Annotated in this window: 11 protein-coding genes; 2 read left to right on the top strand and 9 right to left on the bottom strand. The window is 74.1% G+C overall.

Annotation, left to right across the window (positions count from 1 at the left end):
- Nucleotides 1-37: 37 nt before the first annotated feature.
- The 6 genes from AB0M80_RS36375 to AB0M80_RS36350 form a co-directional block, all read right to left on the bottom strand.
- On the bottom strand, nt 38-1,162 hold the full coding sequence (locus tag AB0M80_RS36375) for an AI-2E family transporter (RefSeq protein WP_364574143.1): 1,125 nt from the start codon (nt 1,160-1,162) through the stop codon (nt 38-40).
- Nucleotides 1,163-1,397: 235 nt separating this feature from the next.
- Nucleotides 1,398-3,671 (bottom strand): lantibiotic dehydratase, encoded by a 2,274-nt coding sequence (locus AB0M80_RS36370; RefSeq protein ID WP_364574022.1) that lies wholly within the window; start codon nt 3,669-3,671, stop codon nt 1,398-1,400.
- Nucleotides 3,668-3,904 carry an acyl carrier protein gene (locus AB0M80_RS36365; RefSeq protein WP_364574020.1) on the bottom strand — a complete coding sequence of 79 codons (237 nt, stop codon included), beginning with the start codon at nt 3,902-3,904 and terminating at the stop codon, nt 3,668-3,670. Before AB0M80_RS36365 ends, AB0M80_RS36370 begins: the two co-directional genes overlap by 4 nt.
- Nucleotides 3,901-4,812 carry a pyridoxal-phosphate dependent enzyme gene (locus tag AB0M80_RS36360; RefSeq protein WP_364574018.1) on the bottom strand — a complete coding sequence of 304 codons (912 nt, stop codon included), beginning with the start codon at nt 4,810-4,812 and terminating at the stop codon, nt 3,901-3,903. The genes AB0M80_RS36365 and AB0M80_RS36360 overlap by 4 nt, the downstream gene beginning before the upstream one ends.
- The gene (locus AB0M80_RS36355) at nt 4,809-6,290 is read right to left on the bottom strand and encodes an amino acid adenylation domain-containing protein (protein WP_364574016.1); all 1,482 of its coding nucleotides are present in this window, start codon (nt 6,288-6,290) and stop codon (nt 4,809-4,811) included. Before AB0M80_RS36355 ends, AB0M80_RS36360 begins: the two co-directional genes overlap by 4 nt.
- Complete coding sequence (locus tag AB0M80_RS36350) at nt 6,287-8,596, bottom strand: lantibiotic dehydratase (RefSeq protein ID WP_364574014.1); 2,310 nt, start codon at nt 8,594-8,596, stop codon at nt 6,287-6,289. Before AB0M80_RS36350 ends, AB0M80_RS36355 begins: the two co-directional genes overlap by 4 nt.
- A gap of 176 nt (nt 8,597-8,772) precedes the next feature.
- Here AB0M80_RS36350 and AB0M80_RS36345 point away from each other — a divergent pair, with 176 nt between their 5' ends.
- Nucleotides 8,773-8,976: an MbtH family NRPS accessory protein gene (locus AB0M80_RS36345; RefSeq protein ID WP_364574012.1), complete on the top strand. Its 204-nt coding sequence runs from the start codon at nt 8,773-8,775 to the stop codon at nt 8,974-8,976.
- A 5-nt stretch (nt 8,977-8,981) separates the two neighbouring features.
- Entirely contained in the window at nt 8,982-10,091 is a 1,110-nt protein-coding gene (locus AB0M80_RS36340; protein WP_364574010.1) for a methyltransferase domain-containing protein, read from the top strand.
- 43 nt (nt 10,092-10,134) lie between these two features.
- On the opposite strand, the gene AB0M80_RS36335 is transcribed toward AB0M80_RS36340, so the two are convergent.
- Genes AB0M80_RS36335 through AB0M80_RS36325 form a run of 3 tightly spaced genes read right to left on the bottom strand, consistent with a single transcriptional unit; the run spans nt 10,135 to nt 19,818 of the window.
- Entirely contained in the window at nt 10,135-11,373 is a 1,239-nt protein-coding gene (locus AB0M80_RS36335; RefSeq protein WP_364574008.1) for an MFS transporter, read from the bottom strand.
- A gap of 28 nt (nt 11,374-11,401) precedes the next feature.
- Nucleotides 11,402-12,631: a cytochrome P450 gene (locus AB0M80_RS36330; protein WP_364574006.1), complete on the bottom strand. Its 1,230-nt coding sequence runs from the start codon at nt 12,629-12,631 to the stop codon at nt 11,402-11,404.
- Entirely contained in the window at nt 12,628-19,818 is a 7,191-nt protein-coding gene (locus AB0M80_RS36325; RefSeq protein WP_364574004.1) for an amino acid adenylation domain-containing protein, read from the bottom strand. Before AB0M80_RS36325 ends, AB0M80_RS36330 begins: the two co-directional genes overlap by 4 nt.
- Nucleotides 19,819-19,826 lie beyond the last annotated feature (8 nt).

Below are 19,826 nucleotides of genomic sequence, written 5' to 3'. Positions count from 1 at the left end.
GTTCCGGCCGGTGCCCCGGTGCACCGGCAAGACGTCGTCACCCCTGGTCGAGGCGGGGGTAGAGCACCTCCTCGGCCAGCAGGAGGATCGCGGCGGCGACGGGGATGGCGACCAGGGCGCCGATGACGCCCAGCAGTGCGCCGCCGAGCAGGACCGCGACGACGGTGACCAGCGCGGGGACCTTCAGCACGTTCCCGATGATCTTCGGGACCAGCAGGTAGTCCTCGACCAGCCGGTAGACGATGAAGAACCCGACCGTCGCCAAGGCCACCGGCAGCGACACCGTGAGCGCGACGAGGCTCACCAGCACACCGCCGATCACGGACCCGACGACGGGGACGAGGTCCAGCACGGCGACGGCGATGGCCAGCAACGCCGCGTAGGGCACGCCGAAGATCAGCAGCCAGACCAGGGTGAGGGCACCGGCGATGACCGAGACGGCCAGGTTGCCCAGGACATAACCACCGACCTTGGCGAAGATGTTGTCGCCGATCAGGATCGCCCGCGGGCGGCGGGAGTGCGGGATCAGCCGGTACATCGCGGCGCGGATCCGGGGCAGGTCGGCGACGAAGTAGATGGTGAGGACGATCAGGATCAGCGTGTCGGTCACGATGCCGAAGACCGCTTTGCCGGCACCGAGAACGCCACCGGTGAGGCCGGAGCCCGAGCTGAGGGACGATTCGACCGCCTGCTGCAGGTGGAACCGCTCGTTGAGCCGGCCGAGGAAGGTGTTGTGGTCCTGCGCTTGGCGCAGGTACTGCGGGGCCTTGGTGACGAGCGCGGTGGCTTGTTCGACGATGACGGGGATGGCGGCGGCCAGGAACCCGCCGACGGCGGCGAAGGCGATGACGAACACGGTGGTGACGGCGAGCCAGCGGGGGAAGCGGCGGCGTGCGAGCCACGACACCGCGGGCTCCATGCCGATGGCGAGGAACAGCGCCAGCCCGATCAGGACGAGGATCTGCCCGGCGCCCAGGACGAGCTGGATCAGGCCGTAGGTCACGGCGACGCCGGCCGCGGCGGCCATGCCGACGAAGAACGGCGACCGGCGATCGAGCCGCTTGCCGACCTGGCCCAGCGGCTGTTCGGGGGTGCTGATTTCGGCCGCTTCGGCTTCGGCCTCGGCCACCGTGCCTTCGTCGTCGCTGTGGGGCTGGCCCACGAGCGGGTGGTGCCCCTCGGCGGCGGGGTCGGTTGGTGACGTCATGGGCACCGCACTGTCTCGCACCGGACGGTGCGTGGAGGAAGGCCGGCTCGACCTGGTGACGGATCTGCATCCCGATCGGCTGTGGGCTCAACCGCCCGCAGCGTAGCGGCTGAGGGCCGGACTTGACGCCGCGCGGGGGGCCCGGGCCCGGGTTCCCGGTTGTCCTCGACCCGGCTGCACGATCAGTGCGTCATTTCGCCGGCGGTGGCGGAGCCTGGTCGACGGCCACGAACCGGAGTTCGGCCGTGTACGCCTGGCCCGCGTCGTCGGTCAGCCAGGTCTGGTCGGGTGCCGGCAGCATCTCCGTGATCGTCAGGTGGGCGCCGGGGTCCCGGCGAGCCGATCGGCGGACCGCTTTGGCGAGGATGTCGACGTACACCGGGCTGTCGAAATCGACGTAGAAGGGCCGGGGTTCGGCCGGCGAAACCACGAACACGAACCGGGGCAGCCGGAGCTCCTCGCGCCACTGGCGGGCTCGGACGAACCGGCGGGCCTCGTCCTTGTCGGTGGCGAAGGTCAGGCCGGACGCCGGGGCGCGCCAGGTTTCGCGGGACACCACCATGCGGTCGATCGTGATGCGGGGGGAGTGTCCGGCCTCGGGCAGCAGGCGGAACAGGTCCATCGCCAGCGTCGTCAGCACGTGCGCGAAGACCTCGATGAGCGGGAACCGGGCGCCGTCGGGCAGGACGACCTCCAGGCGGCCGTCGTGGTCCTCCACCGCGACGTCCGCGCCCAGCACCGTGCGGGGGCGGCCCGGGTCGACCGTGTGGTCCACCAGACCCACGTAGTAGTCCTGGTCGCGCACCAGCGCCTGGCGGATCCGCGCGGACAGGCGCGCCTTGTGTTCTTTGGCCAGCACCGGGAACAGCCGCGGTTGCGGGTGGTCACGATCGGTCTCGGCGAGCAGTTCTTCCGGTGCCGGGTGCTGGTTGACGAACACCGAGAAGCTGATCGTGTTGGCCGCCAGGTGCAGTTCGCCGAGGACGACCTCGAAGTCGTTGCGGGCGACGGCTTCGGCGTCGCCGGCGATGAGGAGGTCCGGGCTCAGGTAGCGGGCCGTGCCCCAGCCCGTGCGCGGGGTGGCGAACGCCGTCTCGATCGCCGCCGCGATGTCCTCGCCCCGGCGGCGGATCCGGCTCGCGTCCGGTGGCACGTCGAGGATTTCGCGCCAGCGCCGCTGGAACTCGTGCTGGATCGACTCCGCGTCGGTGACCGCGTCGCCGTGCAGGATGGGCATGCAGGCGAACCAGAGCGCGGCCAGGTCCACCGGGCCCGCCTCGCGAAGCCGGTCGAACACCGGGCGGACCCGCTCCAGCACCCGTCGGCCGAGGGCCGAGGTCATCCAGGCCGCGCTGGTCAGGAGCTGCTCCAGGGGCGCGAACGTGGTGAGCACGTCGGGGCCGAGGCGGGCCCGGGCGGCGCGCACGCAGTCCGAGTAGACCAGCGCGCGGCACGGTGCCGTTCTCGAGCCCTTGGCCCGGGTGCCGGCGGTGTCGGTCAGTTCGGTGAAGTCCTGTTCCAGGGCCGACATCGCCGCGGACAGCGCGTCGGCGTCATTCCCTGCTTCGCGGATGCGCTCCCGGCCTCGTTCGAGCAGGTCGAGGCCGGCCAGGCCGCGGTCCCGTGCCGCGGGGTCGCCGACCTGGTTCAGCCACGTGCGCAGGTAGCGCTCGGGGCGGGCGTCGGCGGGGACCTCCAGCCGCCACACGATCCAGCGGCGACGGGCCAGCTCCGTCAGCTCGGCCTGCGCCTCGGTGCCGAACTCCCGGGCCGGCCGGACGCCGTCACAGGCCTCGAGGACTCGTCGTGCGCTCGGTGACAGGGGCTGGGGCGGGCGGCCGGAGACCATCACGGTGTCGCCCGCGATGCGCACGAACGGCACCCGCCGCGGCGCCGTCCACTCGCGCAACGCCTCGTCCGCGGCCAGGGTCTTGGCCAGGGTGTCGACGGCCCAGCTGGAGAAGTACAGGTTGGCCGTCGTGATCAGGCCCGTCCCCCGGTCGACCTCGACGCCGTGCGCCCCGGGGTCCCACGAACCCCAGCCGACCGGGCCGAAGAAGCCGATGCTGTCGTTCTTCACGCAGAAGCGTTCCCAGTAGTGCGCGACCAGGCCCTCGCGGTCGCGGTGGCGGCTGGTCCGGCCGGCCGCCGGCGTCCAGGCGAGGAACGGGCCGAGCCCGGAGTCCAGGATCGGCCGGTTCTGCCACGCCACGGCGGCCCGGAACGCCGGCTGGGCCGCGATGCGCTGCAGTTCGGCCGAGGTTTCCGTGGCCGCGCCGGCGAATTCGGCGGCGAAGGTGTCCCAGTCCGGTCCGGACAAGGCCGTGCCCCCGGGGAACTTGTCCGCGATCCGGGCCAGGCCGGGCGGGGCCAGGCGGAGCACTCCGTCGGCCGGGAAGCCCGGACCGCGCAGCGCGAACTGGGACCAGAGCCGCCAGCGCTCGCCCAGCCGCACGTCGTTCATGCCCCGCCTCCGACGACCGCGGCCAGTTCGGCGGGGGTCGGGTAGGCGAAGACCAGCGCCACCGGGACGTCGACGTCGAGGGCGTCCTGGACCTGCGCGGCGATCTGGAACGCGGCCAGCGAGTCGCCGCCCGCTTCGAAGAAGTCGCTTTCGGTGTCCAACGTGGCGTCGTCGAGGGCGTCGCGGTAGCCGGCCGCGATCAGTTCCGGGAGGTCGAGCCGGGTCGTGGTCATGGGGTTGCCTTCCTGGTGTGGTTGTTGCCGCCGGAGACGACGACGGCGGCGCGGCCGGTGAAGCCGTGGTGCAGCGCCCCGGCCAGCGCCACGCTGCCGCTGGGTTCGGCCTCGATGCCCGCGCCGTGCAGCAGCCGCATGGCGTGGGTGATCTCCTCGTCGGTGACGCCGACCAGGTCGTCGACGCGCCGGCGGATGATCGGGAACGGCACTTCGCCCGGGTGCTGGGCGCGCAGGCCGTCGGCGATGGTGTCCGGGGGCGGGATCCGCACCGGCCGGTCGGCGGCCAGCGAACGGGCGTACCGCCGCCCGGTGACGGGCTCGACGCCGACCACGCGCACCGGCCGGTCGTGCTGTTCGGCCGCCAGGCACGCCCCGGCCAGCAGCCCGCCGCCGCCGGTGGGGACGAACACGACGTCGGTGTCCGGAGCGTCGTCGAGGACTTCCAGGGTGACCGTCGCCTGACCGGCGACCACCAGTTCGTGGTCGGAGGACGGCACGACCTGTCCGCCGGTGCGCCGGGCGTACTCGCGGGCCTGACGGTCGCGCTCCGCCACCCCGCCGGCGGCGTGGCGGACGCGGGCGCCGAGGGCGCGGATCGCGGCTTCCTTGGCCGCGCTCGCCCCTTCGGCCATCACCACGGTGACACCGACGCCGAGTGCGCGGCCGAGCAGGGCGACCGCGATGCCGTGGTTGCCCGAAGAACCGGTGACGATTTCGGCGGCGCCCAGGCCGAGGAGGGCGTTGGCCGCGCCGCGCGTCTTGAACGAGCCGCCGCGTTGCAGGTGCTCGGCCTTGAGCGCGATGCCGGGTAGTGCGTCGACCCGGAGCAGGGGCGTGGGGAGGACGTGCCCGGCGATCCGGGCGGCCACCGCCCGGAGGTCGGTGCCGGTGGTGGCGGGGCTCATGGCCGGTCTCCCCGGCTCAAGCGGCTCCGGTCGGTTTTGCCCGTCCGGGTGCTCGGCAGCCGGTCCACCCGGCGGATCCGGCGGGGGAGCAGGTGGGGCGGCAGCGTTTCGGCCAGGTGGCGGCGCAGCGCCGCGTCGGTGACCGCGGCGGTCGCGCCCGCGACGTGGGCCACCAGGTGGGCGCGGCCGCGGTCGTCGGTGGCGGCCGTGACCACCGCGCCGTGGATCGCCGCATGGGTCAGCAGGCGGCCTTCGATCTCCGCCGGGTCGACGCGGTAGCCGCGGATCTTGAGCTGGCGGTCCAGGCGGCCGCGGTACTCCAGGGTGCCGTCCGGACGCCGGCGGGCCAGGTCGCCCGTGCGGTACGCGCGAGCCCCGGGTGGCCCGGCCGGGTCGGGCCGGAACCGGTCGGCGGTCAGGCCCGGCCGGCCGTGGTAGCCGCGCGCCACCCCGGCGCCGCCGAGGTGGACCTCGCCCTCGGCGCCCTCGGGCACCGGGCGCAGGTCGGCGTCGAGCAGCCGCACCGACACCCCGGTGCGTGGCGTGCCGACGACGTCCGCCGTGCGGTCGGGCTCGGCGGGCACGTCCAGCCGGGTCGACGTCATCGTGGCTTCCGTGGGGCCGTAGTGGTTGAGCAGCCGGCCTTCGAGCAGGCTCCGGCCGTTCGCGGCGAGGAACGGCCGCAGGGACTCGCCGCTGGACAACGTCAGCCGCAGCGACCGGAGGGCGTGCGCGGCCGCGTCGTGGCGGCTCAGGAACGTCAGCAGGGACGGCGTGATGCTGAGGACGGTGTTGACGCCGTATTCGGCGACGGCCGCGGCGAATCCGCCGGCGCGCAGCAGGGTGGCCCGGGGAACCAGGACCAGCTGCCCGCCGGCCAGCAGCGTGGCGAACACGTCCCGGATCGACGCGTCGTAGCCCAATGGCGCCAGTTGCAGGGTGACGGTGCCGGCGTCGAGACCGCCGTCGTCCACCACGAAACGCAGGTAGGCGTCCAGGCTGCCGCGCTCGATCAGGACCGGGTTGGGGGCGCCGGTCGAGCCGGACGTGTGGCTGACGTAGGCCAGCCCGCCGGGGCCGGGCGGATCCGTGGGTGGGGAATCCCCGGTGGGGAGGCGGTCGAGCCGGATGGCCGGGCCGGGCACCGGCACCGGCGGCTCGGCGGCCGCGGTGACCAGGAAGGCGGCGCCCGCGCTGTCGATCATCCGGGCCAGCCGCGGGCGGGGCTGGTCGAGGTCGAGGGTGAGGAACGCGCCGCCCGCGTGCAGCACGGCCGCCATGGCGACCACAGCGTCCACTCGGGACTCGACGGCGATCGCGCACACCTGCTCCGGTCCGAGCCCCGCGCGCACCAGCGCCGAAGCCAGCCGGTCGATACGGGTGGCCAGTTCGCCGTAGCCGAGCACGGCTTCCGGAGTGCGCAACGCGGGCGCGTCCGGGGCGTGGGCCCGGATCTCGTCGAGGAACCAGCCGGTCACCGTGCACCATCCACAGTAGACTTGTCGACGACGATGAGCCGCAGTTCGGCGGTGTAGGTCGCACCGGTGTCGTCGGTGAGCCAGGTGCGATCCGGCGTGGGCAGCATTTCGGTGATGGTCACCCGGCCGTCCGGGTCCCGGCGGGCCAGCCGCCGTACGGCTTTGGCGAGGATGTTGACGTACACCGGGCTGTCGAAGTCCACGTAGAACGGACGCGGCTCGGTGGGGGAGACCACGAACACGAACCGCGGCAGCTCCAGTTCTTCGCGCCACCGGCGGGCCCGGACGAAGCGGCGGGCCTCGTCGGTGTCGGTGGCGAACTCCAGGGCCCCGGCGGCGCAGCGCCACGTCTCCCGGGCGACGATCAGCCGGTCGATGGTGATCCGCGGGGTGTGCGCGCCGTCCGGGACGAGCGCGAACCGGTCGATCACGCGGTTGGTGAGGGCGCTGCAGAACCCGTCGAGCGCGTCGAACTCGGCGCCGTCGGGCAGGACGGCCACCAGCCGGCCGTCGCGGTCCTCGACCACGGCGTCGGCGCCGAGCACCGTGCGCGGGCGGTGCGGGTCACCGGTGTAGTCGACGAGGGCGACGTGGTAGTCCTCCGGCCGGACCAGGGCGTGCTGGCCGCGGGCGGAGATCCGCGGCGGAGCGGCCTTGGGCAGCATCGGGATCAGCCGCGGCCCGGGGTAGTCGCGGGCGTTCTGCGCGTGCAGCTCGGCCGGGTCGGGGTGCTGGCGGACGAACAGCGAGTGGCCGACGGTGTTCATCGCCACGTGCAGTTCCCCCAGCACCAGTTCGAAGTCGCCGCGCGCCACCGCGGCCGCGTCGTCGGCCACGACGAGCAGGTCCGGGCTGGCGTAGCGGGACAGCGACCAGCTCTTGCCGCCGCGGGGGAACGCCGTCCGCACGCGGTCGGCCAGCTCCGCGCTGCTGCGGTGGACCCGGCGGGCGGCAGCGGGGAGGTCGAGGACGTCCGCCCAGCGGCGGCGCAGCTCGCCCTGGATCGCCGTGATGTCGGCGACCGAGTCGCCGTAGGGTGCGGGCAGGCATTCCAGCCACAGTGCGGCCAGGTCGACCGGGTCTTGGCGGGCCTGAAGCCGCTCGTAAGCCCGGTGAAGGCGGGCGTCGGCCGCCTCGGCGAACTCGCCGGTCATCCAGCGCGCCGCGGTGAGGCACAGGCTCAGGGGCGCCAGTTCGTCCAGGACGGCGGTGCCCACCTCGGCCGTGGCCGACCGCCGGCAGTCGGCGTAGACCAGGGCCCGGCCCGGGGCCGTGCGGGCGCTCTTGGCGCGCTGGGCCGCGACCTGGGTCAGCGAGGCGAATTCGGTTTCCAAAGCGGTCATGGCCGTGGACAGCTCGTCGGCGTCCAGTCCGGCCGCGGCCACCCGGTCGCGGGCCCGTTCGACCGAGTCCAGCATCGCCAGCGCCCGGGTGCGGGCGGGTTCGTCGCCGACGCGGGCCAACGCCGTGCGCAGGTGACGCTCCGGATGGGCGTCGAGCGGGACTTCCAGGCGCCAGACGAGCCAGCGGCGGGCCAGCATCGTCTCCAGCGTGGCGGTCACCTCCGCGGCCGGGATCGAGGTGGCGGCGGTGAGGGCGGCCAGGTCGCGGGTGCCGTCGCAGAGCCGCAGCAGTTCGCGTTCCCGCGCGGTGGCTTCCTGGGCCGGCCGGCCGGGCACGTGCACCAGCTCGCCGGCCGCACGCACGAACGGCACCCGGCGCGGCGGGACCCACGGGCGGACCGCGGGGTCGGCGTCGGCCGTCCGGGCCAGCGCGTCGATCGCCCAGCTGGCGAAGAAGACTTCCGTGGCGCAGACCAGGCCCGTCCCGGGGTCGACGGTCAGGCCACGGCGAGCGGTGTCCCACCGGCCCCAGCCCACCGGGCCGAAGAAACCGATGGTGTCGTTCTTGACGCAGAACCGCTGCCAGTACTGCGCGACCAGTTCCTCGCGCTCCCGCCGTTTGCTGGTGCGGCCTTCGGTGGCCGGGTCCCAGGACAGGAACAGGCCGACGCCGCGGCCCAGTACCGCCGGGTTCTGCCAGGCGACGGCCGTGCGGAACGCCGGGCTCGCCGCGAACCCCTGCAGGGCCCGGGTCGACTCGGCGACGGCGGTGGCGAACTGGGTGGTGAACTCCGTCCACGCCGGACCGGACAGCGCCGTGCCGTCGTCGAACTTGTCCGCCGCCTCGGCGAGCCCGGCCGGGGCCAGCGCGAGCACCCCGGCGGCGGGGAAACCCGGGCCGCGCAGGGCGAACTGGGGCCACAACCGCCATTCGCCGCCGGGCAGCAGCAGGTCTTCCGCCATCAGGAACCTCCTCGGGTCGACCGCACTCCCCCACCGTGCCGCCGCCCGGTCCCGGTCTCCAGGGAAGCAGCGGCAGCACCGGATCGCGGGTCCCGGTGCAGCTTTGTCCCTGGTCCGCACGGGGTGCCGCGGGCAGCGTCGAGGGCCGGTACTGACCGACGACGAAAGGGACAGCCGTGGAGGACGACGAGCGCGCCTACCGCGTCGTGCGCAACGACGAGGAGCAGTACTCGATCTGGGCGGCCGAGCGGGCGGTTCCCCGCGGCTGGCACGCCGAAGGGTTCACCGGGACGCGGCCGGAGTGCCTCGCGCACATCGACGAGGTGTGGGTGGACATGCGCCCGCTGAGCCTGCGCCGGGCGATGGACGCGGCCGGCTGAGCCCGATGCGGATCGACACCGCGGCACTCGCCGTCGTCCGCGACCACTTCGACCGGTCGATGTACCCGCTGCTGGACCACCGGATGTCCCTGGAACTGCGACCGAGCCCGACCGGCTTCCCGAAGTTCGAGGCGCTGCGCCGGATCGTGGGCCGGCTGGCCCCGGGGCAGCGCACGCTGTTCCGCATGTTCCGGCTCGGCGAAACCGTCGACGACACGGCGTTCCACCAGGCGTTCCCGGCCGAAGTGGCCGCTGCGCTGCTGGCGGGCGAGCTCGTCGAGAACGGGCCCCGGGGCTGGCGCAGCGCCGACCTGCTGGTGGTGCCCGCCCAGCGGATGTTGCTGATCACCGGCATCCCCGCCGGGTACCCCACCGCCGTGCGGGCGCCGAAGGCCGTGTTCGACTTGTCGACTTCCTTCGTCGCCGCGGCCCTGCCCGCGTCGCTGGCCGGCTGCCGCGTGCTCGACGTCTGTTCGGGTACGGGGATCCAGGCGCTGCTGTGTGCGGCGAGGGGAGCCCGGGAGGTGCTGGGCCTGGAACTCAACGAGTCCGCCGTGACCATCGCGCGCGCCAACGCGGTGCTCAACGGGCTCGCCGATCGGGTCCGCTTCCGCCGCTCGGACCTGCTCACCGCGCTGGAGCCCGGTGAACGGTTCGACTTCGTGGTGGCCAACCTGCCGTATGCGCCGGCCCTGGACCCGGTTCGCCGTCCGTCCACAGTGGCCGAGATCGGCAACCACCTGCTCTGGCCGTTGCTGGCGGACCTGCCGCCGCACCTGTCCGGCACCGCTCGCGGGATCGTGGCGACCTGGCGGTCGATCGGGTACGCGGGCCGGACCTACCAGCTGGAGTCCATCGCGGCCCGGCTGGCCGAGCACGGGTGCGCGGTCGCCGCGTACGTCGACCCGGTGTTCGACACCGTGGACGGCGTGCTCGACCTGCTGCGCAACGAGGTCGGCACCGGCTCGGACGCGGAACCGCGGATGGCCGGGCTGCGGGCGTTGCTGGAGAGCGACGCCGTGGCGATGGACGGCTTCTACAACCAGCTCGTGCAGTTCCGGCGCACCGCCGGCCGGCCGGTGCTGCAGGAAGCCGTGACCTTCGGGCTGTCCTGAGCGGATCCCGAGGACCGGTGGCCCACGCGGCCACCGGTCCTTTTCAGCGCGCGGCGCGGACCCGGGGCGAGGCCAGGACGCCGAGTGCGGTGACGGCCAGGATCACCGCCGTGCCGCCGAACATGAGCGCGGTGTGGACGCGGGCGAGGGCGCCGCACAGGACCAGCGAGATCGGCGCGACGGCGTAGCCCAGCACCATGTCGAGCGAAAGCACCCGGCTCAGCACCGACTCGTCGATGGTGCGCTGGATCCAGCTCAGGCCGAAGACGCCCTGGAACCCGATGGCGAACCCCATCGCCAGGACCGTCGCGACCGCCGCCACCGTGTTGTGCAGCACGCCGAGCACCGCCGTGCCGACGGCGAGCCAGCCCGCCAGCGCGGCGATCAGCAGCCCGATCCGGGGGCGGCCGTCGATCAAGCCGCCGGTCAGGCCGCCCAGCACGGCTCCGGCGGCGAGCGCCCCGTTGAGGACGCCCAGCGTCGCCGGACCGCCGTCCAGTTCGAAGCGGGCCAGGTCGGCGAAACCCACGGTGAACGCGCCCGCGTAGCAAAACGTCACCGCCGCGTCGATGGCGAGGACCGTGCGGATCCGCGGATCGGCCCACGCGTACCGCAGTCCGGCGCGGATGCGGACGAGCATGCGGTCGGGCTCGGTCGTCTTCGCCGGAGCGTAGCCGCCGCGGGTGCGGACGCCCAGGATGCAGAGCCCGCACAGGGCGAAGCACACCGCGTCGACGAGGAAGGCGACGTCGGCGTCGGCCACGGCCACCACCACGCCGCCCGCGGCCGGGCCGACCATGGCCGCGATCCGGGCGCCCGTGCCGAGCAGGGCGTTGGCGGGGGCCAGGACCTCCTTGTCCACCACGGAGGGCAGGATCGTCATCCGGGCCGGCTGGAAGAACGCGTCCACCGCGCCGAACGCCGCGGCCGCGACGCCGAGAAGGCCGATGGTCAGCGTGCCGGTCAGCCCGATCACGCCGACCGAGGCCATCACCGCGGTCCGGGCCCAGCTGGAGAGCACCATGATCCGGCGGGGCGACCACTTGTCGGCCAGCGAGCCGCCGACCAGGGTCAGCAGGGCCCGCGGGATGGCCTGCAACGCCAGCACGTACCCCAGCGCCAGCGTCGAACCGGTCAGGCTCAACGTGATCCAGGAGAACGCGATGTAGCTGAACCCGTCGCCCAGCAACGACAACGACTGGCCCAGCCAGAGCAGCCGGAACGAGGGCAGCCGGGCCGGGGCCCACATCCGGGTGCCGGCCCGGCTCACCGTTTTCGCCACAGCGACCTCTCTTTCGTCCGGGAGCGGGTCAGTAGCGCACCGGCAACGCCGTCAGGCTCCGGTTGAGCAGGGACAGCTGCCATGCGTGGTCCGGCGCGGCCAGTGCCAGTCCGGGGTAGTCGTGCACCAGCACGCCCAGCACGGCCCGGGCCACCAGCCGGGCGAGGGCGGCGCCGATGCAGAAGTGCGCGCCGTGCCCGAAGCCCAGGTGGGTGGAATCGGTGCGGTGCACCGAAAACCGCGCCGGCTCGGGGAACCGGTCCGGGTCGCGGTTGGCCGCCGCGGTGACCAGGAAGACGCGGTCGCCCGCGCGGACGTCGTGGCCGTCGAGGTCGAAGTCGCGGGCCGCGGCGCGGATGGACATCTTGGACGGGCCGTCGAACCGCAAAGCCTCTTCGACGCTCGCCGGGAGCAGGTCCGGCTGCGTGCGCACCGCGGCCAGTTCCCCGGGGTGGCGCAGCAACGCGCGGACGCCGTTGGCGATCAGGTTGCTCGTCGTCTCGCCGCCGGCGAAGGCCAGCTGGGTGAGCATCCCGACGAACTCGGCCTCGCTGACCGATGCCCCGATCTCGCCGCCCGCCAGCACGGAACTGATCAAGTCGTCCGCGGGCTCGGCCCGTCGGGCCCGGACCAAATCGGCCAGGTAGCGGTCCAGGTTGACCAGCGACTGCAACGACGTGCGGTACTCGCGTTCCTCCTGCGCCGCGCCCAGCACGAGGTCGCCGACCCGGGCGTTCCAGTACCAGAACGACGCGCTGTCCCGCTGGGGGACGCCCAGCCAGCGCGCGAACACCAAGGCGGGCAACGGCTTGGCGATGTCGGTGAGGAGATCGCCGACCCGGCCGGGCTCGGCGCGGCGGGCCAGCAGGGCCCGGGTCGCCCGGGCCACCATGTCCGCGTACCGGCCGACCGCGCGGGCGGAGAACTGCTCCTGGAACACCTTGCGCAGCCGCCGGTGCTCCGGCGGGTCGGTGAACACCATCCAGCGGGACAGGATCGTGAACGCGCGCTCGGCGTCGTCGCGGGCCCCGGCGGGCACGGCGTCCATCAGCGGCCGCACCCGGTCGGCGGTGATCGCGGGTTCGCGCAGGCACCGGGTCAGCGGCGCGTGCCCGGTCACCAGCCACGCGCGGTGCATCGTGCTCCAGTAGACGGGGTCGTGCTCGCGCAGCGCGGCCAGGTAGCCGTAGGGATCGGCGTTGATCGCGGGCTCGAGCAGGTACCGCTCGGTGAAGGTCGCCGGGGCCACCGTGGTCATCGCGCTTCCTTTCGGATCCCGTCCAGCAGCGCGGCGACCTCGCGCACGTTCGGCTCGGTGAGCATGGACATGTGGCTGCCGGGCACCACGTGCACGGTCAGGCCGCCGCCCGCCAGCTCCCGCCAGCGGTCGAGGTAGGTCCGGTAATCCAGGTCCAGGCCGGGCATGGGCTCGCCCGCGGGGCCGTCCGCGGCGTCCTGGCCCACGAGCAGGTGGATCGCACCCGGATACGGCTCGGCCTGGTAGCCGGCCATGGCCGTCAGCAGCGAGTGCCAGACCTCGATGGGCGCGTTCTCGACGAGCTCGGCTTCGTCGGCCCGCATCCCGGCGCCCAGCAGCAACGCGGTCAGCTCGGCGGCCAGGGCGTCCCGCCGCGGCGACGGTGCCATCGCCCGCACCTGGTCGCGCAGCGGCAGCGCGTCGAGCATGTCCTGGCCCAGTCGGGCCAGCCGGCGGGCCGCCTCCGGGTGGGGCAGGTAGGGCTCGATCAGGATCAGCGGGTCCACGTCCCGGCCCTGCGCCCGCAGCTGGGCAGCCATCTCCAGCACCAGGTTGCCGCCGAGGGACCAGCCCAGCACGGCGTGCGGGCCGGGCTCGTCGCGCTCGAGGATTTCGGCGACGTAGTTCGCGGCGATGCCGGGCACCGTGACCGGGTCGACGCCGCCCAGCAGGCCCCGCGCCTGGAACCCGAGCACCGGGCCCCGGTCCAGCGCGCGGGCCAGCGGCACGTACCAGGCGGCGCTGCCGCCGGAGGGGTGCACGCAGTAGAGGGGTTCGCCCTCGCCGTCGCGCAGCCGGACCTCCGACCGCAGCGCGGTGACGTCCCGGTCCGGCCCGCCCGCGTCGACCCGGGCCGCCAGCTGCGCGATCGTGGTCAGCTCCACCAGGTCCCGCACGGTCAGCGGCACTCCGTGGGCGGTCGCCAGCGCGGCCACCCGCACGGTGGACAGCGAACTGCCGCCCACGTGGTAGAAGTCGTCGTGCACACCGACGTCGGAGACGCCGAGCACGTCCCGCCAGACGTCGGCGAGGATCCGTTCGGTCGGGGTGCTCGGCGCGACGTAGTCGGTGCCGGTGTCCGGCCGTTCGGCCGGGGGCAGCGGCAGGGCCCGCCGGTCGACCTTGCCGCTGCCGTTGAGCGGCAGCGCGTCGAGGAAGACGAACCACCCGGGCACCATGTGCGCCGGCACGCGGGTGCGCAGGGCCTGCCGCAGCGACTCGGCGTCCGGCGTCCGGCCCACCACGTAAGCGACCAGCGCGGGCTCACCGGGCAGGTCCTCGCGCAGCAGCACGACGGCCTGGCGCACCTCGGGCAGGGCGCGCAGCGCGTGTTCGATCTCGCCGAGTTCGATGCGGAACCCGCGCAGCTTCACCTGGGAGTCGCGCCGGCCCAGCCACTCCACGGCGCCGTCGGCGCGCTGGCGGGCCAGGTCCCCGGTGCGGAAGAGGCGTTCGCCGGGTGCGCCGTACGGGTGCGGCACGAAGCTCGCCGCGGTCAGGCCGGGCCGGCCGAGGTAGCCGCGGGCCAGGCCCGCACCGCCGAGGTAGAGCTCGCCCGGCACGCCGACCGGCACCGGCTGGAGGTGCTCGTCGAGCACGTAGGACTCGGTGTTGCGGAAGGGCAGTCCCATCACCGGCCGGCCCTGGCCGGGCGCGCACCGGGCGATGTGGGTCCAGACCGTGGCTTCCGTGGGCCCGAAGCAGTTGTAGAACCGCCGGCCCGGCGACCACGTCTCGACGATCGCCTCGGTGGGAGCTTCACCGCCGGTCAGCAGGGTGCGCAGGCCGGGCAGGTCCTCGCCGGAGAGGGTGGTCAGCGCCGTGGGCACCACGGTCGCGGTGGTGATGCCGAGGTCGCGGATGGTGCGGGCCAGGTCCGGTCCGGGACGCAGCTGTTCGGCCGGTGCCGTGCACAGGCGGGCGCCGTTGGCCAGCGCCAGCACGATCTCGTGGATCGACACGTCGAAGTTGAAGGAGGCGAGCTGGAGGATCCGTTCGTCCGGGGCAGTGGCGAACACGTCGCGCTGGGCGTGGATCAGGTTGACCAGACCGCGGTGCGGCACGACCACGCCCTTCGGCACGCCGGTCGAGCCGGACGTGTAGAGCACGTAGGCCGGGTGGCCGAGCTCCGGGCGTACCCGGGCGGCGACCGGGCCGGGCTCGGGTTCGTGCTCGGGGTCGTCCAGGAGCAGCGTGGTTCCGGTGAAGGGCACGGTGCCGTTCACCGCGGACTGGGTGAGCAGCACCCGCATCCCGCTGTCGGCCGCCATGAAGGCCAGCCGGTCGGCCGGGTAGCCGGGGTCCAGCGGCAGGAACGCGCCGCCGGCCTTGAGCACGGCCAGTGCCGCGCGCACCTGGTCCGGTCCCCGCCGGGCACAGATCCCGACGATCACCTCGGGCCCCACGCCGAGCCCGGCGAGCCGGTCGGCCAGTGCGTCGGAGCGGGCGTCCAGCTCGGCGTAGGTCACCCGGGTTCCCTCGTGGGCCACGGCCACCGCGTCCGGGGTGCGGATCGCGTGCTCGTGGACGACGTCGGCGAACAGCGCCGGCGGGTTCGCGGCCACCGGCCCGTGCGCCCACGGCCCGAGCGCCCGGTCCCGGGCGGCCCCGGCGAGCGCCGGCCGGGTGACCGGGCCGTCCGGATCGGCCAGCATCCGCTCGACCATCTCCCGGATCAGGTCCGCGAGCTGGTCCGCCGTCGCCGGGTCGAGGTACTCGGGGTCGACGTCGACGCTGAACCCGTCCACGCTCATGTTGACGTAGAGCGGGAACATGGTCCGCGCGAACTCCTCGGCCTCCTCCCAGTTTTCCGGGGCGAGCTGGTGGAAGTTGACGTAGTTGAAGACGGTGTCGAGCAGGTTCGGCGCTCCGGGACGCAGCCGGGCGATCCGGGCCAGCGGCACGAGCCGGTGCGGCATCAGGTCCTGCTCGGCGGCGAACACCGTGCGGATCAGCTCCAGCCAGCTCGCCGGCTCGCCGGTGATGCCGAAGGGCACCGTGTTGACGAACAGGCCGCGCATCCGGTCCGCGCCCGCGCGTTCCGGACGTCCGTTGGTGGTCAGGCCGATGGCGTGGCCGCGCGTCTGCTCGTCGCGTTCGGCGAACAGTCCCATCGTGTGGTGGAACGCCGCCAGCAGCACCGTGCGCCGCGGCACGCCCGCCCGGGTCGCCAGCGCGCCGATCTCGCCGGCCAGCCCGGCGAAGGAACGGCGCACCTCGTACAGCACCGCGCCGTCGGTGGCGCCGCGGCGGGTGAACCGCACCGGGGCCAGGTCGGCGAGCACCCCGCGCCAGAAGGCCAGTGAATCCTCGGCGGAGGTGGCGGCCCGCTCGGCTGCGACGTACTCGGCGTAGCGCGGCGCCGGCTCCGGGTCGGGCAGGGGCTCCCCGCGCACGATCCGCCCGTGCAGGGCGACCAGGTCGGCGATCATCGACGTCAGGCTCCAGCCGTCGATGGCGACGTGGCAGTCGGTGATCACGATCCGCAGGTCGTGCTCGGTGAGCTGGTGCAGGTGCACCCGGATCAGCGGGGCGCGGGTCAGGTCGAAGCGGTTGGCGAACTCCGTGTCGGCGTACCGCCGTCGTGCCGCCCGCTGCGCGGCCGGGTCGAGCCCGCGCAGATCGCGGTAACCGACCCGCAGCTCGGCGTCGTGGTGCACCAGCTGCAGCGGTTCGCGGTAGGACACCAGGTCGATCGACGTCCGCAAGGTGTCGTGCGCGCGGACGAGCCGGTCCATGGCGGCCTGGAAGGCGGCCCGGTCGAAGCGATCGGCCACGGTGATCTTCAGGTCGGTGACGTTGTGGTAGGCGCCGATCCGGGGCTGTGCCAGCATTTCGTGCAGCATTCCGGCCTGCAGCATGGTCAGTGGGTAGGCGTCGGCCAGGCCTTCCGGGAGCCGGGCCCGGTCGGCCGGGTCGAGCAGCGCGAACGGTTCCACCGGCGCGGGTTCCGCACCGGACGCCTCGGTGGCCAGCCCGGCCAGCTCGCCCAGGGTGCGGGCGCGGAACAGGTCGGCCACGGTGAGCCCGAGCCCGGCCGCGCGGGCCAGCCCGATCACGCGCAGCGCGAGGATCGAGTCGCCGCCGAGGTCGAAGAAGCTGTCGGCGAGCCCGGCGCGGTCGATCCCGAGGACTTCGGCCCACACCGCGGCCAGCGTCGACTCGGTCGCCGTCCGCGGCGGGACGTGCTCGGCCGGCGTCACGACGGCTCCGGCCCGCACGGCGAGCAGCGCGGCCCGGTCGACCTTGCCGTTCGCGGTGACCGGCAGCGCCGGGTGGGCCACGAACAGCGCGGGCACCATGTACTCCGGCAGTCTCGCCCGGAGGGCGGCCCGCAACGCGGGCACGTCGAGGACGCCGTCCGTCACGACGTGGCCGACGAGCCGGGCGTCACGGGCCACGACGGCGGCATCGGCGACGCCGGGGCAGTCCCGCAGCGCGCTCTCGACTTCGCCCGGTTCGACGCGGTAGCCGCGGATCTTGACTTGGTGGTCGGCCCGGCCGACGTAGTTCAGCTGCCCGTCGGGCAGCACCCGCACCAGGTCGCCGCTGCGGTACATGCGGGCGCCGTCGCCGGCGAACCGGTCGGTGGTGAACCGCTGCGCGGTCAGCTCCGGGCGGTTGCGGTAGCCCAGCGCGACGCCGTCGCCGGCGACGTACAGCTCGCCGGCGGTGCCCGGCGGCACGAGCCGGCCGTGCGCGTCCAGGACGTACCCGCGGGAACCGCACATCGGCCGCCCGACCGGGGAGGTCGAGCCGGCGGTCGTGTCCGCGGCGGTGATCAGCCGGTACGTGACGTGCACGGTGGTTTCGGTGATGCCGTACATGTTCACCAGCGCGGGTCGTCGGCCCGCACTGGCGAACCAGTCCCGGTACTCGCGGGCGTCGAAGGCGTCCCCGGCGAAGACGACCGTGTGCAACGCCAGTTCGGCGAAGCCCGAGCCTTCGCGTTCGAGATGGGCCCGCAGGCCGCTGAACGCGGCGTTGGTCTGGGTCAGCACGGTGACGCCCTCGTCCCGCAGCACGGCGTGCACCGCGGCCGGGTCGCGGATCTCGTCCTCGGTCAGCACGACCGAGCGCCCGCCGGCGGTCAGTGCGCCCCACAGTTCCCACACCGACAGGTCGAACGTCGCCGAGTGCACCAGCGCCCACACGTCGTCGGCGCCGAAGCCGAAGCACCGGTCGGCCGCGTCGAACAGCCAGGCCACGTTGCCGTGGGTGACCTCGACGCCTTTGGGCTGCCCGGTCGAGCCCGAGGTGTACATGACGTACGCCGGGGCGTCCCCGGTGCGGGGCTCCGGCACCGTTCCCGCCGGGACGGCGAATTCGCCGCCGGACAACGGGATCGGCTCGATCGGCAGCCCCGCCAGTGCGGCCCGGCCGGCTTCGTCGGTGACCGCGGCCGTGATCCCCGCGTCGGCGACGACGAACTCCAGCCGGCCGCGCGGGTGCGCCGGGTCCAGCGGCAGGTAGGCCGCGCCGGCCCGCCACACGCCGAGCACCGCCACGGCCAGGTCCACCGACCGGGCCAGGCTGATGCCGACGAGGGAATCCACCTCGATCCCCGCCGTCCGCAGTCGCCCGGCGAGCGCGTCGGCCCGGGTGTCGAGTTCGGCGTAGGTCAGGGTGGCGCCGCCACCGCTCACAGCGACCGCGTCCGGCCGCAGCCGGACCTGCTCGGCGAAGCGGTCCGATACCGGGCGGGCGGGCGGCCCGGCGGTTCGGTGCTGCCCGGGTCCTTCGGGGCCGAGCAGCCAGGCGCGTTCGGACTCGGTGAGCAGGTCCAGCTCGCCGAGGCGGGTGTCCGGCCGGTCGGCGAACGCGTGCAGCACGGCCACCAGGTGGTCGCTCATGCGCGTGATGGTCTCGGCGGTGAACAGGTCGGGCCGGTAGAGCCAGGCCAGCCGGATGCGGCCGTCCTGTTCGGCGGTCTCCAGCGCGAGGTCGAACTTGGCCTCGGTGAGGGGCACCGGGAACGCCTCGCCGGTGGCCTCGCCCAGGGTGAACCCGGCCGAACCCGCGCCGGCGTGCGTGAACAGCACGGAGCACAGGGGCGTGCGGGAGAGGTCGCGGTCGGGCACCAAGTCGTCGACGAGCCGCTCGAACGGCACCGCCTGGTGGCCCAGCGCGTCGAGGACCCGCTCCCGGGTGCGTGCCAGCAGGGCCGCGCTCGTCGGGTCGTCGCCGAACTCCGCGCGCATGACCAGGGTGTTGACGAAGAACCCGACCAGGTCCTCGGTCTCCGGGCGCTCCCGGTTGGCGACGATCGTGCCGACGGCGAAGTCGTCCTGTCCACTGTGGAACGCCAGGGTCGCTTGCAGGCCGGCGAGCAGGGTCATGAACGGGGTGGTGTCGGACCGGCGGCCCACCTCGGCCAGCGCCGCCGTGAGCGAGGGGGACAGCTCGGCCCGGTGCACCGCGCCCGCGTGCGAGCGGACCGCCGGGCGCGGGTGGTCGGTGGGCAGTTCCAGGGGGCTGAGCCCGGCGAGCGCGCGGCGCCAGTGGTCGAGATCGGCCTTGGCCGCGTCCGAATCGGCGGATTCCCGTTGCCAGACGGCGTAGTCGAGGTAGTCCACCGGCAGCCGCGGCAGCCGGGCGGGCTCGCCCGCCCGCCGCGCCCGGTACAGCTCGCGCAGGTCGCGCCGCAGGATGTCCGAGGACCAGCCGTCGGTGATGATGTGGTGCATGGCCAGCACGAGCACGTGCTCCTCGGCCGCGACCCGCACCAGCGTGGCCCGGAAGGCGGGCTCGGCCGCCAGGTCGAACGGGGTCGTGGCGAGTTCGTGCACGGTGTCGGCATCGCCGTCGCACACGCGCAGGCAGGAGCCGCGGGCGGGCAGGACCTGTTGCGCCGGAACACCTTGCTCGTCGGGGAAGATCACCCGCAGCTGTTCGTGGCGGGCGACGAGGTCGTCGACCGCCGCGGCGAGGGCCGGCACGTCCAGCGGGCCGCGCAGCCGCCACGCGGCGGGCATCAGGTACTCCGTGCTGCCCGGTTCGAGCTGGTCCAGGAAGTAGAGGCGTTGCTGCGTGGCCGAAAGCGTGGCCCGGTCGCCGGCCGGGTCGCGGCGGGGGATACCGGCCGGTGCGCTCGCGGCGGCGCCGCGCAGGCGTTGTTCGAGCAGGCGCTGTGCAGCGGCCGAAAGGTCCGCCCGCGACGACGGGGCCCGGGTCTCCGAGGTGGTCATGCCGTGTC

This window comes from Amycolatopsis sp. NPDC051045 (genome assembly GCF_040682955.1).
Taxonomy (GTDB): domain Bacteria; phylum Actinomycetota; class Actinomycetes; order Mycobacteriales; family Pseudonocardiaceae; genus Amycolatopsis.
The sequence above is the reverse complement of the archived record's forward strand: the minus strand, read 5'-3'. Positions and strand labels throughout refer to the sequence as shown.

Excerpts from the sequence above, each read along its gene's own strand:
- AB0M80_RS36340 (WP_364574010.1), top strand. The coding sequence starts at position 8,982 with ATGCGGATCGACACCGCGGCACTCGCCGTCGTCCGCGACCACTTCGAC.
- AB0M80_RS36330 (WP_364574006.1), bottom strand. The coding sequence starts at position 12,631 with ATGACCACGGTGGCCCCGGCGACCTTCACCGAGCGGTACCTGCTCGAG.
- AB0M80_RS36325 (WP_364574004.1), bottom strand. The coding sequence starts at position 19,818 with ATGACCACCTCGGAGACCCGGGCCCCGTCGTCGCGGGCGGACCTTTCG.
- AB0M80_RS36370 (WP_364574022.1), bottom strand. The coding sequence starts at position 3,671 with ATGAACGACGTGCGGCTGGGCGAGCGCTGGCGGCTCTGGTCCCAGTTC.
- AB0M80_RS36365 (WP_364574020.1), bottom strand. The coding sequence starts at position 3,904 with ATGACCACGACCCGGCTCGACCTCCCGGAACTGATCGCGGCCGGCTAC.
- AB0M80_RS36360 (WP_364574018.1), bottom strand. The coding sequence starts at position 4,812 with ATGAGCCCCGCCACCACCGGCACCGACCTCCGGGCGGTGGCCGCCCGG.
- AB0M80_RS36350 (WP_364574014.1), bottom strand. The coding sequence starts at position 8,596 with ATGGCGGAAGACCTGCTGCTGCCCGGCGGCGAATGGCGGTTGTGGCCC.